Raw genomic sequence first — 16,415 nt, forward strand, 5'->3', positions numbered from 1 at the left:
TTTTATTTTTAATTGCTGCATCAATAATTACTTATGTTGTTTTAATTGAAAAAAATATTATTCCTTGAAAAAATATTTCATGATATGCTAATACATTTTTTGCATTCTAAAAACAGGCCAATATTAATGTAGCCTGTTTTATTTTTTCTTGTTGAACAAACTTATTCCTTAGGGAAGCATTGATTTTTTTTATCATCTTCTAGTTTAACAGCGTCAGCTATTTTCATTAGCATTTGTTTAGATTGTTCAAGGGCTTCTTTAGCCTTTGATGCTTTATCATATAAAGGTTTTAATTTATTTAATTCTGTAATTTTGAATAATTCATCTGTTTTAAGAACTAATTGGTTAAATTCATTAAGTAAATTATTTAACTTATTTTCTGTTAAAAAATTAATAATTTTTTCTTTGCTATCAGCATAATTAATAGAAATTTTATCTAAGGTGATATTTTTTAATTTATTAAAAAACGATAAATAATTTAATGTTTCTCAAAGCATACTGAATGTTGAATGAGAATGGTTATGGTTAGAACTAGCGCCTGTGTTGGAATCATAAACTTTAAGTAAATTAGCATTAAACTTATCTGGATCGATTAAAGTAGAATTTTTATATGTGATTAATGACGAATAAAGAACCTTATAATCTTCACTTATTCATTGAGCTCATTCTTTGCTTGTAAATTGTTGGTCATTTTGCTTAATCATTGGATTAGCATGATAAATAAGTTTAGAGTTATATATAGAGTTTTGATTATTGAATTCATCTAAAATTTTTGTATTGTTGTTATCAATTTGTGCAATTAAGTCAACAATTATTGAATTAATAGCCATAAATGTTTTATAAGTGATTGATTCGTTACTGAAATCGAAAAATGATTTATCAATAATTTTTTTTAATTCATCATTAGAAATAGCTTTTTCGTAAAATGACTTCATTAAATTTATTGGTTTTTGGACATTTTCATTGTTATTGTAAAAGTAGTTGATTAGATTTTCAAATATAGTTTCATTATAAAATGTTTTGGTTTCGTTATTTTCACTATGAAATTGTGAACCCTCTTTTTTTGCAAAAAAGTTGTTTTCTATTGCATTAATATGCTTAGCATATTGATCAATCAATTGAGTGATATCATTTTCTGACTTTTGAGAATTATTTTGACACTGACTCGAAATTAGGGGCATAATAATAGAAATAGGAGTAGCTGTAAAAGCAATTTTTATTAGTTTATTTTTCATAGTATAGATCTTTCTTTATTAACTATTATAGACTTAATCATTATAGCCTTAATTATATGAATATTAATATGATATAGCATTAATTATCTTTTATTTATTGATTTTTTTAATATGATAGTATAGTATAAATTTTTTATGGAGTATAAACTATGAAAAAATTCACTATTATTGGTAATTGAAAAATGAATAAAACTTTTGCTGAAACTTTAGAATTTTTTGAAGAATTTGAAATTAAATACAAGAAATTTATTAAGAAAAATCCTCATTTAGTTCCTTATATTAATAACAACACTTTTGTGGTAAGCCCCCCTCAATGCAACTTATCTGCTTATTTTACGAACAAAATACCTGAACTTAAATTATGCAGCCAAAATATGTCTAAAAATATTGATGGGGCTTTTACAGGTGAAGTTAGTGCTAGAATGCTTGAAGATTTAAATGTAACATATGCTTTATGTGGTCATTCAGAAAGAAGAAGATATCATTCGCATCATGAAAACGATGAAGCTACACACCTTAAAATTATTCAATCAGTTAAACATAACATAACACCAGTAATATGTATTGGTGAATCAAAAGAAAATAGGGACGCCGGCAAAACTGAAATAACCATTCAAAAGCAACTTAATATTTTACTTAATGAAGTTAATATAGATAAAGTTATTATTGCATACGAACCTGTTTGGTCAATCGGAACAGGCATAACACCCACACCAGAAGAAGTGGAAAATGTTTGTGCTCTAATTCACAAATTAACAAGCAAAAATGTGCCTGTTTTATATGGTGGCAGCATAACAGACAAAAATATAAATGATTTTACTAATTTGCCTAATTTAAACGGGTTTTTAGTTGGATCGGCAAGCCTTAATGTTGATACTTTTTTAAAATTAATTTCAATTAATGATGAAGGCAAATTTCCTATCGAATAACAAATAACATATTAAAAAATCTTGCATAAATGTGCAAGATTTTAAAATTCAATGACTCTGCTCTTATGACATGTAAGATAAATAATTTGGCGTTCCTTTGAGATTTCTTTAACTAACTGTTTTGCTCTTTGCAAATGTTCATCATCTAAAGCAACAAAAGGGTCATCCATAATAACAAATGATTTAGGAATATTTTTTTGTTTTTCTAAATTATCAATCATTGCGAGACGATAACACAAAGCGATTATTGCTTTATATCCAGAACTTAAATATTCACAATTAACAAATTTACCATTTATCTTAATTTGTATTTCATAATTTTGTACTAATCTAATATCTTCTTTTAATACTATTTTTAAAACATCTATATATTTATCAAATTCCTTTTTTACTGGCGCAAAGTATTTAGCATCAAAGTTTTCTTTTGCTATTTTCATAAAGTCGATCGCTTTATTAATTAACCAATTTCTTTTTTCAAAATTCTCTTTTTTATGTTTAATTAGTTTGTACTCTTCAAGTAATGTTTCTTCATTGTTTATTAAATTATATGCATCCTTAATTTTATTTAAAAGCATAATTTTTTCATTGAGTAAGATTCCTATTCTATCTTTAATATTCTTAACTTCCGCGTTTTTTTCGCCTAAACTATCTAATTCAGTAACAATTTTTTCAATTTCATTTTCTAATTTACTAATGTTTTTTCTTTGAAAATATACCTTCTTATTAAGTCTTACATATTCTCTTACATCATATTTTAATTGATCTAATGAAGTTCTAAATTCTTCAAAAAGCGAGTAGGAAGCAAAAAAGTTTTTGATTATATTATTATTTTTAGCAATTGTTGAATTATTATCATTTATTTCTTTTACTATTTTTTGATATTTTAAATATTTATCAAAATCACTTCTAATTTTTTTATATACATCATCATAGCTATTTGCATTATTATCAGCATTGTGAGAGTATTTTATTAGAATCTTTGAAATTTTCAAATCATGATTATTTATCTCTTCTTTTTTATATGAGAGACGCTTTATTTTCTTTTTAGTTATACAATAAAAAATACAGATAATAAGTCCTAGTAAAACACCGGTGCAAAGTACGCTAATAGCTATCAGAATTCATTTAGTTAAAAATAAACAAGCGCCACTGGTTGTTAATAATAGAGATAATATTAATAAACTTATAAAAATTTTTGAATTTCTTTGATTGATAACTTTGGAATTTTCAATTTTTGTGCTATTTTGTGTTTCTAATGAACGTTTATCATTTATTTCTTTTTCTAAGCAATCAAGATCACTAGTTATTTCATTTTTTTCAAAGTTCATAAAAATCTTTCTTTCAGAAAAATCTTCATATTCACTTAATTTATTATTGTTGATGGCTTCGAGATTTTGATTCTCAGATATCATTTGATAAATTTCATTTAGGCCATAATTAGTTGGAACACTATTTTTAAACATCTTATTTAGTTTTATAAATTTATTATTTTCATCAGTAGTAAGATCATAGTATTTTAATTCTCTTTGCAAGTTATTTTTTTGTTCGCTTAATTGTAAAACACCATATAACTTATTCAATTCATTTAAATTTTGATTTTGTTCATTTTCCAGCTTTTTAACGTCTTCTTTGGCCTTATCTATATCTGATAAGCGTAATTCAATACTTGCTATCTTTTCTTTAATATCTTTGTATTCTTTTTTTGAACGTGTATCTGTACTATATAAGATTTTAGCATCATTTATTTTTCTTATAGCATCTTCATATTCGATAAAGTAATTATCGTTAGATACTGATGCGTTTATAGCAGCGGAAATTGAATTGGTAGAACTTACATCAATTTCATCACTTGATATAAAATAAAACTTTTTAAACGATTCTTTATCTATTGGCAAAATTTCAGACATTATTTTTTGAGTTTCATTAATATCTATTGTTTTGCTATTTATTGAAAGCTCACATTTATCTTTTGATAATGATTTAGCATCAAAAATCCTAAATATTTCATATGTTTTATTATTAAATTCAAAATTTAAATTACCACTGAATTGGCTTTTTCCAATAGGTGTATATTTAATTCTATCATTAGCATCATTTTTAGCTCTTTCAAAGCCATAAAGCATCGAAATTATAAAATTGGAAAAAGTAGTTTTACCGTAACCATTTTTTTCATAAAAAAAGGTAGCATCTTTGTTAAAAGATATTTCAAAGTCTTCTAATTTGCCAAATTCTTTGATATAACAATTTGTTAATTTCATTATGAAATATTTTCTCCTTTCAATGCTGTAATACCAATTTGGATGATTTCTTGTTTTTCATCCTCGCTTAGTGTAGGGTCATTCTTAACTACTTTTATAAAGTTTCCAACTAGTGTCAAGTCATTATTATATTGTGCGTAATCTATAAAAGGTTTAGTAGCATTTTTAATATCAACTAAAAAACAATCATTATTGAAATAATTTTTAACATCGTCAGTTATTTTATTTAAATCTACTGATGATGTTCCAGTTAATATAAATCTATAAATATTTTCTTTTTTTATTTCAACTTCAGTTTTAATTTTATGATAGATTTCAAGAGCTTTGCTTAGACCTGTTACATCAATTTCTTTTACATCAATAGTTCTTTTAGAAAAAGGAATAAACTCGTGATTAACCTTTTTATTTTCAATATTTATAACATAAAAACCTTTTTTGCCGATTTCATCAAATCCTCGCGGTTCCAAACAACCCGAATATTGAAAAATTCCTCTGTCATCTAAAATACCGCCATATGCATTGTGAATGTGTCCAAGAGCCAAATAATCAATATTTTTATTTTGCAAACTTTTAATATTTATATAGTATCTGTCAGTATTATTTTGAATATCGCCATGCAGAACCACAATGTTTATTTTTTCCTTATTTAGCCTTAAATCAGGCGAATTAAGATTATTTATACCTATTTCTATGCCACTGATTACAACATTGTCTGAGGCATCATACGATTTAAAAAAATTTCTTGAAAATCTTTTAAGATTATCAAAAGGATTTTTTTCAGTTTCCATTTCGTATAAATCGTGGTTTCCTCTTAAATAATAGAATACAATATTTGAATTATGCTCTATAAGGTCATAAAAATAATCCCTATCTTCTTGACGTGGATTTTGATTATCAAAAATATCACCAGCTAAAATGATGTGTTGAATATCATTATTTTTTGCATAATCAATCATTCTTTTAAAAGTTTCTTTGATTTCTGATTGTCTAATTTTTGACCTTTGATAATCAAATTTATTTTCAATTTTTGAACCAAAATGTATATCAGCGGTATGGATTATTTTCATATGGAACCTTTCTTTTTATTTTTAATTATACTAACATTAAGAATTTAATATAAAGCCAATTATTTTAGAAAATAAAAAATGCCTTATGAGCATTTTTTAGTAGCCATCATTTGATTCTTTACCTTCAATAATGGCTATCGATCTACTTGTACCAAAGCGAGTAGCACCAGCTTTATACATAGCAACCATATCATTTTTGTTTGAAATACCACCTGCTGCCTTAATTAATAATTGGTCACCACAAATACTTTTCATTAATTTAATATCATCTAATGATGCACCCCTTGTGCTGAAACCAGTAGAAGTTTTAATAAATTCAGCTCCAGATTTCATAACTATTTCAGTAGCTTTTTTAATTTCATCATCAGTTAATAGTGCAGTTTCAATTATTACTTTTAGTATATGCTTGCCACATGCTTTTTTAACAGCCTTGATGTCTTCAAGTACATAATTATAGTCATGATCCTTCATTTTTCCAATGTGGATTACCATATCTATTTCATCAGCGCCAGCTTTGATAGCTTCAGCAGCTTCAAAAGCTTTACATTGTGTAAGCATAGTTCCTAATGGAAAACCAATAACAGAGGTTATACCAACCTTTGTGCCTTTAAGTTTACTTTTTGCATATGGAACATATGATGAATTAACACATATGGTTTTGAAATTATATTGTATAGCTTCGGCAATAATTTTATCAATATCAGCTTGCTTAGCATCAGCTTTTAAGTAGGTATGATCAACCATTTGATTGTAATTAACTTCCATGCTTTCCTTTCAGTTTATTATTATTTTAATTTATCAATAATTATTTTGTTTTCAACAACTTTTTTATTAATTTTATATGCTTGTTTTAATTCGTTAACAAGTTGTTCATCAATAGGTTTAGATGAATAAAGAGTGAACAATTTTTCGCCTTTTTTAACTGTTTCATTGGTCTTTTTGTGTAAAGTAATTCCTGCTTCAAAATCAATTGAATCTTCCTTAGTAGCGCGACCAGCTCCTAGTTTCATCGCAACGATTCCAAATGTTAGAGCATCAAAAATTTCTAAATATCCATCACCAGTTGCTTTTACTTCAAGACTATATTTTGGAGACCAAAACGAATCACTTTTTAGCGCATCAACATCACCGCCTTGTAGCGCAATAAATTCATAGAACTTTTCAAGAGCTTTCCCATTTTTGATAACTTCATCGACCATTTTATGGCCTTCTTCATAAGTTTTAGCAATTTTTGCTTGTAACATAATAGTAGCACACGATGAATAAACTAATTCATTAAAGTCGGCTGGTCCATTACCTTGAAGTGTTCTAATAGCCTCTAAAACTTCGTTTTTATTTCCAATTTCACGTCCGATTGGTCTAGACATATTGGTGATTTCTGCTCTAACATCCACACCAAGTTCTTTACCAATTGATATCATTGTTTTAGCTAATTCTCTTGCAGATTCTGGTGTTTTCATAAAAGCACCATTTCCGCATTTAACATCGAGTAAAATAGCATCACTACCAGTAGCCAACTTTTTGCTCATAATACTTGAAGCAATTAATGGAATAGATTCAACACAAGAAGTAACATCTCTTAGTGCATATAATCTTTTATCAGCGGGCACTAATGATGCGCTTTGACCAATGACAGCAATTTTATGTTCTTTAACTTGTTTAATAAATTGACTATCACTTAATTCAACACTAAAACCAGGAATTGATTCCAATTTATCTATTGTTCCACCAGTGTGTCCTAAACCTCTACCAGACATTTTAGCTACTGGAGCACCTAATGCTGCACAAATAGGAGCAACTGCTAATGTGGTTTTATCTCCTACACCACCAGTAGAGTGTTTATCAACTTTTATCCCAGGGATAGATGATAAGTTCATTGTATCACCTGAGTGCATCATTACCTTAGTAAAGTAAGCTAATTCAGCAGGTTTCATACCTTGAAACATAACAGCCATTAAAAAGGCTGACATTTGATAATCAGGAGTTTTACCTTCAACATATGAACTTAGTAAAAAGTTAATCTCATTTTTATCTAATTCTTTTCCGAGTCTTTTCTTTTCAATCAAGTCAACAACGCGCATTTATTTTTTCTCCTTTTTCTCAAATTAAGCTAATTCAAGAGCTATTTTCATCATATTTTTAAACGCAGTTTGTCTTTCTTCTGGTGTTGTTTCTTCATGTGTCACTAAATTATCACTAATAGTTAATAAGCAAGCTGCTTGCTTACCTAATTTTTCAGCATTAGTAAATAAAGCATAGCTTTCCATTTCAACACATTGAGCATTTGAGTCAGCAATTCTTTTTTCAAGAGGCACTGATGAATAAAATACATCAGATGAGTGAGTTCTTACTTCTTTTAATGGAATTTCTAATTTAGCAGCAGCTTTTTTAATTTCTTCATTCAACTTCATACTTGGCAATGCTACATATGAGTGGTCATTAAGCACAAGTTTTCTAAAAGCATTAGCATCAGCATATGCTGAATCTACTAATACAGTATCATATAAGTCTAAATCTTTGGTGTATGCTCCGGCTGAACCAATTCTAATAATTTTTTCAACTCCATAAAAATTGAATAATTCATAACTATATATTCCAATTGATGGGCAACCCATACCGCTAGCAGCTATGGTTACTCTGTTTCCTTTATATGTACCTGTGTACATTAATACATTTCTTACTGAACTTACTAATTCATAACCTTCATCTAAAAAAGTTTCAGCAATAAATTTTGCTCTTAAAGGGTCTCCAGGCATAAGCACTAGCTTAGCAATAGATCCTTTAGGTGCATTTATATGTGGTGTCATAATTAAGTCTCCTTATTTTCATAATAAACATAGATATATTTTTTTTGTTATAAGTTTGATATTTTTTATAAAAAACTCATTACTTTGTTATTTTATCATATTAGGTTATTTATGGTTATTTATATGTTGTAGGTGTTAGATATAAAGTGGAAATATTTCAAAGTCAAAAACCATAGTTTTTTTGCCATCAGTGTATTTGTTAATTAATCATTTTTTAATTACAACACTTATTTATTGATGTTTTATTTTATGCTTCGCAATACATATAAAGGAAAAAAATGACAAAAATACGCAATTTTTCTCAAATTTGTTCGTTTTAATACAGAAAATGCTTATGTTGAACATTTCATTAATTTAATATAATGAATAAACGAATATTTTGCATTTAAAATATTTAATCATAAGGATGCTATGAACAAAATAAAAGAATTAGGAAAAGTATTTACTCCACTAAATATTGTTGAAATGATGCTAGATCATATCCAGTACAACAGTTCAATAATATTAAAAAAACATATCATTGACAACTCATGCGGTGATGGCGCTTTTCTAATAGAAATTGTTAAAAGATACTGTGCAGAATATTATAAATATAATAAAACATATGATGGTATAGAATATGAATTACAAACATATATTCATGGTATTGAAATTGATTATAAAAATTGAGAAAATTGCCTAGCAAATCTTAACGAATTAGTCTGTGAATTAGGCATTAAAGATATAAAGTGAGATATCATTAATAATGATTCTCTAAATATTTCTAAATATGATAACAAAATGGATTATGTTGTAGGTAATCCACCATATGTTAGAGTGCACAATCTAAAAGATAAATTTACAACTGTAAAAAGTATGAAGTTTTCAAATATTGGTATGACAGACTTATTTATTGTGTTTTATGAAATAGGCATTAAGATGCTTAATGATCACGGTTTGCTTTCATATATAACACCATCATCTATTGTCAATAGCAAAGCGGGCTTATCATTTAGGAAATATATTATTAAAAACCAAATGTTAGAAAGTTTTATTAATTTAAAACATATGCAACCTTTTGCTGGTATTACAACATATACTGGGATATTCACACTCATTAAAAACTTTAATCAATCGAAAGTTAAGTACTATGAATATCATAATAATAATCTTAATTTGATATCTACATTAGAAGCAAGTGATTTTTTTATAAATGAAATATTTTATTTTGGAGATAAAAGAATACTTAACAAGTTGAAAAAAATTTTAAATTATGATTTAACTCAAGATCAATTCAATATTAGTGTAAAAAATGGTTTAGCAACATTATTAGATAATGTGTTTATTAGAGATCTTTTTGACTTTAAATCTCAAAATATAATTCCTATTTTTAAAGGTTCAACCAATAAACAAAAACATGCTATTTTTCCTTATAACGATAACGGTGATCTCATTAAATTCAAAGAGTTAGATATAAATGTTCAAAACTATTTATTACAGCATAAAAGTCAACTTGAAAAAAGAAGCATAGATAAAAACATGCCTTGGTATGCATATGGAAGAAGTCAGGGTCTTAAGGATGTTTATAAGCCAAAAATAATAATTAATACATTATTAAAAAATGTTAAAGACATAAAACTCAATAATATTAATTCTGGTTCCGGAATATATTCTGGTTTATATATTTTAGGAAATGTCACAGTAGAAAATTTAAGAACAATTTTAAATGAAGACTTTATTAAATATGTTCAACTGCTAGGTAAATACAAAAATGGAGGTTATTACACTTTTTCTTCTAATGACTTAAAAAAATTTTTAATTTATTCATTAAATGAAAAAGTGAAATGATATGAATAATGAATTATTAGAAGTGTTAAAAGAAAGTTTTCATTTATATATCACTGGTGGCGCAAGAAGCAACCAAAAACTAAAACCATTGCACGGCAAAATAGCAACTGATTTTGAAAAAATATTGAATAGCCTAGATAACCATAAAAGCAATATTTATAGATGTTTTAGTTTAAATGCTCAAAACGGAAAAGAAAAAGTAATCAAAGGGAGATATATAGATAAAGTTGTTGATATAACAGTCCAAAAAAATGACAAAATTATAGCTGGGATCTCTGTTGAATTTGTTATGTCCAATTTTAAACAAAACAAAAATAATTATTTTGAAAATATGTTGGGCGAAACAGCAAATATTAGATCCAATAATTATTCATATTATCAAATTTTTATTACGCCTGATGTAATGCCATATTATACATACAGTGGAATAATTAAAAAATGAGAAAAAATTTCTGTGGATGACTTACACAAATATATTGTTTTATCAAGTGATAACAGCAACAAGTTCTTTCATACCCCTGATAAGATCTATTTAGGTTTAATTCATTTGCCTATTCCTAATGTTAAACTCTATAGCGACTATCAAAAGTATTTTGAAAAAAATTTTAACTTTAATATTTCATATTCGAAGTTAGATTTTCCATTAGATAAATGTGGCAATATTCTTATTTACAATGATTACGAAGAATTTGTTAACAAAGTATCACATCATATTTTGTCACTATAAGTTGAAGTGTGCTCCTTTAAAATCAATGTGAAAAAATTCCAAAATAGATATGGTATTTTTATACAAAAATAATTAATATTTTTGAAATTTATAATATTATTGTATAGCTTTGTAGCAAATGGCTAAAATTCAGATACAAAAGGAGAATAATGATGCGCAAAAAAGGTATAGTTTTTAGTGACGTTGATGGAACAATTTACACTCGTGATAATTACGTTTCAAATTTCAATTTAGATATTATAAAATCCTTTAAAATTAGTTTTAATATAGCTACTGGTAATCCAATTTGTCCTAGAATGATTAAATTAGCAAAATTAACAAATGCAGATTATATTATTGGCTCATCTGGTGCCCAAATTTATGATTATAAACATAATAAATTTGTTAAGGAAGATTATATTGAACCAGATACTGTTAAGAAGATTTTTGAAATTTTTAGAAAAAACAATGTTCCAGCAGCTGCTTGATCAAGTGAAATATTTTATGTATTTAGAGAACAAGAAAAAGAATTTTTAAATAAAATTTATTTTAGATATGAAAGTTTTGAACAGTTCACTATTTACAAAGGTGAAAGCGATATAAAACCAATAGCTAAAATGGAAGTATATTTTGAACATATCGATAATGTAGATGACTTAATGGCTGATCTTCGAAAACTTAATTGTAGATTAATAAAAACACATATGAATCTTGAAATTTTACCGCCAAACGAATCAAAAGGTGAAGCAATTATGTGAATGCTTAAAAATATTTTTATTAATCATTCACCTGATGAAATTATGGTAATAGGCGATAGTGAAAACGACTTTTCAATGTTTAAAAAGTTTAATTATTCATACGCAATGGACAACGCAAAAGATGAAGTTAAAAAAGAGGCTAAATTCGTAACAAAAGATGTTCAAGAACATGGCTTAGGGCACGCTATACTTGATTATATGCAAAAATTTGATAAAGAATTTAATGATAAAAATAATAATTAGAAAATTGCCGTATTTGCTATTAAAACAAGTAAATAAGGCAATTTTAATTAATTTTCAAAAACATGTTTTAGCAATATATGTTTGCTAAAATTACTATATTAGTTTAGGGGAGCATAAAATGGCTAAATTTATTGATGAAATTAAATTAACATTAATAGCCGGTAAAGGCGGCGACGGAATAATATCATTTCGTCGTGAAGCGCACGTTGATAAAGGTGGCCCAGATGGAGGCGACGGCGGTAAAGGAGGAAATATTTATTTTGTTGGTGACTATGGCAAAAATACTCTTTTATCCCTTTATGGAAATAAACAAATAGTAGCGCAAGATGGAATTAATGGCGGCCCTAAAAATTTATATGGAGCAGCCGGTAAAAGCACTTATGTAAAAGTTCCAGTTGGCACAATTGTTTATGATGGCAAAAAAATAGTTGCTGATATTGTTGATGAAAAACCTTATTTGGTTGCGCAAGGTGGAAATGGTGGACGTGGAAATACTAAATTTAAATCACCAAGAAATACTGCTCCTAGAATTTGTGAAAATGGAACCAAGGGTCAACAATATTTAGCTCATATAGTCTTGAAAGTTATGTCTGACGTTGGTTTAATAGGAAAACCTAGTGCTGGTAAAAGCACGCTTTTAAGTGTATTATCAAATGCAAAAGCTAGAATTGCTGACTATGATTTTACAACCTTAGTGCCCCAATTGGGATTAGTAAAATATTATGATAATTCATTTACAATAGCAGACTTGCCTGGTTTAATTAAAGGTGCATCGATGGGTAAAGGTTTGGGTTTTCAATTTTTAAGACATATTGAAAGATGTAAAATAATTGCTCACATTATTGACTTTGGCTCTGTCGAAAAAGATCCTATTTTAGATTATGAAACAATTGTTAATGAATTAAAATCATATAGTAGGATTTTAGCTAATAAACAACAATTAATTGTGGCTAACAAAATTGATATGCCTAGTGCAAAGAGCCACCTTGAAAAATTTAAAAAAATGTTTCCTAATTTGAAAATAGTTGAAATAAGTGCTATTGAAAGAAAGAACCTTGATGTTTTAAAAGAAACCATATGGCATATGCTAAATGATCATGCTGCTAATAATATCGACGAAGAAATTGAAGAAGAAATGGTTGAAATTAAATTAGAAGAAGATTATAAAATCAATAATATATACAAAGGTTTTTATGAAATAACTGGCCCTAAAATTGAAGAAATCTATCAAAAAGTTCCCTTAGTTAGTTATGATAATTTATTAAGATTTAATAATTTACTCAAAAAAATAGGTGTTTGAGATGATTTACTTAAAAAAAACATACAACCAGGTGATACTGTTAGAATATTAGATTATGAATTTGAATGGGATGGAGAATTATAATAATTTGTCTTTAAAACAGTTAAATAAAGAAATTAACTAAGTGAATTTTGATTCGCCATCTGTGTGCTCTATTAATGATATTTTGATACTTATATTAATTTTTAAATTATAATTTAAGATAGTATTTTAATTTGATTAACATAAAGGAGCATTTATGAAATTCAGCAAAATTATTAAATCTTTTAGTTATAAAGAATTTAGCGAAAATATTTTTAAAGAATTTGATGATCAAATTAGACGAAAAAGCAATTCAATTGTGTCTTTTGTGGCTTCAAGCGCATTAGATGGTTTTTTTGACCTTGTTAAATTTAATAATAAAAAAGGTTTAATTTTTCTTGACCATCTTAAATTTGCTTTTAATAGCGAATTTTTAAACATTGGCAAGTCAAATACTAATTCTATGTATCACAGACTTAAAAATAAATTTTTTATTCCTAATGATGTTGATGATAAAAGAATTATTTATCCAGAAGTTTTTTTCAAAAAAACTTCACCATATGAAAGCAACTTTTTCAAACCAATTAATTTTATGATCCTAGAATTAGGCAAAAATGGTGAATTAGATTATTTATCAGAAATTAAAGACCCTAAAGAGCTTTCAGGCGAAAATAAAACAAATGATTATGTCAAAGGTCAATTAGCTATTTATAATAACGGCAATTCAGACAAAATCTTTAACATTAGTGGCAATCTTATATTCCAAGCAGACAGAATTCTTTTAATAGCTAAAGGTGTTGATAAAATTGACGCTGTGTATAGAACTATAATGCAAAATAGTTATAATCCTGATTTTCCTGCTTCTATTTTATCATTTCATAAAAACGTTTCAATTGTGTTTGATTCAGAAATATCGCATATTATTAAGATTTAATGAATTGTAATTGAAATAGACAAAATAGGATCGAGTTTTTATAACTTGGGTCTATTTTTTTACATTCAGCAAGGATTAAATACATATGTAATAAGTATTTAAATTGCTCTATATCTATAGCATAAATTTCGGTTTATAGCTATTTATGAATCATGTAAACAAAACTTATAATCTTTCAAAAGTTTCGGAATTTTACAAGAGAACATAGCAAAACACTGACGGAATTATAAGAATGCGAAAGTTCTTATGTGATATAAATAAAAACAAAAAATATTCTTTGGCGTTAGAGTTATATTAGCTTATGATAACATGTATAAGTAATCGAATGATGGATACGCTTATACATTATGAGAATTTACTTATTTGGATTAAGTTGTAGTTCATCTTAAAAAGAGGTTTTTACCTCTTTTTAATATATTTTTTGCACTTTGATTACTATGTCCAATAGTGTACTTAGATTAGTGATTATTAAAGATAAATAGCTAATTACAAGTTTCAAATTTGCGGAATATTAATACAAAAAAATTAAAAACCGGTCACCAAAAGTCAAAAATGTTGGTCACTTAAAGTTAAAAATATTGGTCAATGTGATAAAATAATTATGCTAATTGGGAGAAAAAATGGATAATTTAATAGATAGAAAAAACTATAGAAATAGAATTGTTGATTCGCTTATAGATAAATATTTAAAAATATTTGGAGCAATTTGCATAGAAGGTCCTAAATGATGTGGGAAGACATGAACTTCATCATATCATGCAAACAGCGGTTTTTTTGTGGGTGATCCAAGCGGTAATTTTTCTAATAGATTATTTGCACAATTAGAACCATATTCTGTATTGGAAGGTGATAAGCCGCGATTAATTGATGAATGACAAGAAGTACCTAGTTTATGAGATGCAACAAGAGCATATATAGATAAAAATAATAAAAATGGTCAAATTATTTTAACTGGTTCCTCAACTCCACAAATAAAAGGAATATTACACAGTGGTACTGGCAGAATAAAAAGTATAAAAATGAATACAATGTCCCTTTATGAATCAGGGAATTCAGATGGTCAATTTTCTTTGAATGATTTAATACAGAATAAGTTTAAGCCATCAATATTAAAAGAAACAACACTTAAAGAAATAGCATATTTAATCACAAGAGGTGGCTGGCCTAAAAATTTAAATGTTAGTGAAGATGAATGTTTTGAAGTTGCAAATAGCTATATTGAAAATATTGTAAAAATAGATTTGAAACAAATCGATAAAGACATTGAATATAATGAGCAAAAAATAAAACTAATATTGAAATCATTGGCTAGAAACGAATCTACTACAATATCAAACCAAAGTATTCTTAGTGATATATTAGAAAATGATAAAGAATCAATCAGCAAAAATACGTTAGTGAAATATTTAAATATTTTAAATAGAATGTTTCTCTTTAATAATCATGAGCCTTATTCTCCCAATGTTAGATCGTCACTAAGAGTAAAGCAAATGGAAAAAAGACATTTTTTCGATCCAGCAATAGCTTGTGCTCTTCTTAAATTGAATTCAAAAAAACTTATTCAAGATTTGCATACAATGGGTTTTATGTTTGAAGCAATGGTCGAAAGAGATTTATCTATTTATGCGCAATCTTTAAATGCTAACATTTTTCATTATCAAGACTATAAAGGCAATGAAATTGATGCTGTTATTGAATTAGAAGACGGAAATTGATGTGCCTTTGAAATTAAATTAGGAATAAACCAAGTAGAAAAAGCTTCAAGTAATTTAACAAGAATATGCTCTGATATTGTAAAAAACGGCGGGAAGGAGCCTATTTTAAAATGCGTTATTTATGGTTCAGGGAACAAAGCATATAAGAATAGTGATAATGTTTTTATTTTGCCTATAACATCGCTAAAAAATTAATTAACAAGTAAAATTTAGGACCTTATAAGCTCCATATATACGTTTTGCCACCTTTTCCTATATTTTGCTGAATTAGCTGCTTTATAAAAAAATAACATATTGGTTATCCCGAGTTTCCCAGTTGAAAATTTAAAAATTCCATATAAACCTTATTTATAGGCTTATATGGAATTTTTGGTATTTTTAATTACAATGTAAAACTTTCTCTATTATTTTAAAATTTGAATAATTTTCAGCATTGCTACCACTATTTTCGTACCATTTTTCAATAATAGTTCCATCTATTTTCTTAACAAACACATTTGCAGAATTAACAGCTTCAATAAGTGAATTATTTGTAAATTTATATATAACACCTTCATCTTTCATTTTTTTATTTAAGATATATAGTGTAAATTTCAACACAACAAGTGATAGAAA

At 26.7% G+C, this 16,415-nt stretch carries 14 protein-coding genes; 7 read left to right on the forward strand and 7 right to left on the reverse strand.

The features are described from left to right. Positions 1-161 precede the first annotated feature (161 nt). Positions 162-1,235 (reverse strand): MAG5150 family histidine triad lipoprotein, encoded by a 1,074-nt coding sequence (locus T386_RS0102795; RefSeq protein ID WP_051622788.1) that lies wholly within the window; start codon positions 1,233-1,235, stop codon positions 162-164. 149 nt (positions 1,236-1,384) lie between these two features. Between T386_RS0102795 and tpiA the strand changes: the two genes are divergently transcribed. Further along, on the forward strand, positions 1,385-2,164 hold the full coding sequence (gene tpiA / locus T386_RS0102800) for a triose-phosphate isomerase (RefSeq protein ID WP_029513634.1): 780 nt from the start codon (positions 1,385-1,387) through the stop codon (positions 2,162-2,164). Between the two features lie 41 nt (positions 2,165-2,205). Here the strand turns inward: tpiA and T386_RS0102805 are convergent, their stop codons facing one another. The 5 genes from T386_RS0102805 to deoD form a co-directional block, all read right to left on the reverse strand. Beyond that, the gene (locus T386_RS0102805) at positions 2,206-4,422 is read right to left on the reverse strand and encodes an ATP-binding protein (protein ID WP_029513635.1); all 2,217 of its coding nucleotides are present in this window, start codon (positions 4,420-4,422) and stop codon (positions 2,206-2,208) included. Further along, a complete protein-coding gene (locus tag T386_RS0102810) occupies positions 4,422-5,489 on the reverse strand; it encodes a metallophosphoesterase family protein (RefSeq protein WP_029513636.1) in 1,068 nt (355 codons plus the stop codon). The genes T386_RS0102805 and T386_RS0102810 overlap by 1 nt, the downstream gene beginning before the upstream one ends. 96 nt (positions 5,490-5,585) lie before the next feature. Continuing rightward, the gene (deoC, locus tag T386_RS0102815) at positions 5,586-6,254 is read right to left on the reverse strand and encodes a deoxyribose-phosphate aldolase (protein ID WP_029513637.1); all 669 of its coding nucleotides are present in this window, start codon (positions 6,252-6,254) and stop codon (positions 5,586-5,588) included. 20 nt (positions 6,255-6,274) lie between these two features. Beyond that, positions 6,275-7,570 (reverse strand): pyrimidine-nucleoside phosphorylase, encoded by a 1,296-nt coding sequence (locus T386_RS0102820; RefSeq protein ID WP_029513638.1) that lies wholly within the window; start codon positions 7,568-7,570, stop codon positions 6,275-6,277. Positions 7,571-7,594: 24 nt separating this feature from the next. After that, on the reverse strand, positions 7,595-8,296 hold the full coding sequence (gene deoD / locus T386_RS0102825; RefSeq protein ID WP_029513639.1) for a purine-nucleoside phosphorylase: 702 nt from the start codon (positions 8,294-8,296) through the stop codon (positions 7,595-7,597). A 411-nt stretch (positions 8,297-8,707) separates the two neighbouring features. Between deoD and T386_RS0102830 the strand changes: the two genes are divergently transcribed. From T386_RS0102830 to T386_RS0102860, 6 genes are all read left to right on the forward strand, one after another. After that, positions 8,708-10,132 (forward strand): Eco57I restriction-modification methylase domain-containing protein, encoded by a 1,425-nt coding sequence (locus T386_RS0102830; RefSeq protein ID WP_036459992.1) that lies wholly within the window; start codon positions 8,708-8,710, stop codon positions 10,130-10,132. Next, positions 10,125-10,850 (forward strand): hypothetical protein, encoded by a 726-nt coding sequence (locus T386_RS0102835; protein ID WP_051622789.1) that lies wholly within the window; start codon positions 10,125-10,127, stop codon positions 10,848-10,850. Before T386_RS0102830 ends, T386_RS0102835 begins: the two co-directional genes overlap by 8 nt. Before the next feature lie 152 nt (positions 10,851-11,002). After that, entirely contained in the window at positions 11,003-11,830 is an 828-nt protein-coding gene (locus tag T386_RS0102840) for a Cof-type HAD-IIB family hydrolase (protein WP_029513642.1), read from the forward strand. Positions 11,831-11,948: 118 nt separating this feature from the next. After that, a complete protein-coding gene (gene obgE / locus T386_RS0102850) occupies positions 11,949-13,214 on the forward strand; it encodes a GTPase ObgE (protein ID WP_029513643.1) in 1,266 nt (421 codons plus the stop codon). Between the two features lie 154 nt (positions 13,215-13,368). Beyond that, positions 13,369-14,085: a sugar phosphate isomerase family gene (locus T386_RS0102855; RefSeq protein WP_029513644.1), complete on the forward strand. Its 717-nt coding sequence runs from the start codon at positions 13,369-13,371 to the stop codon at positions 14,083-14,085. A 620-nt stretch (positions 14,086-14,705) separates the two neighbouring features. Then, positions 14,706-15,995: an ATP-binding protein gene (locus tag T386_RS0102860; protein WP_029513645.1), complete on the forward strand. Its 1,290-nt coding sequence runs from the start codon at positions 14,706-14,708 to the stop codon at positions 15,993-15,995. Positions 15,996-16,178: 183 nt separating this feature from the next. Here T386_RS0102860 and T386_RS0102865 read toward each other — a convergent pair. Beyond that, the coding region (locus T386_RS0102865; protein WP_029513646.1) for a hypothetical protein at positions 16,179-16,415 on the reverse strand (237 nt) is incomplete at its 5' end.

Source organism: Mycoplasmopsis primatum ATCC 25948, assembly GCF_000702785.1.
Taxonomy (GTDB): domain Bacteria; phylum Bacillota_I; class Bacilli_A; order Mycoplasmatales; family Metamycoplasmataceae; genus Mycoplasmopsis; species Mycoplasmopsis primatum.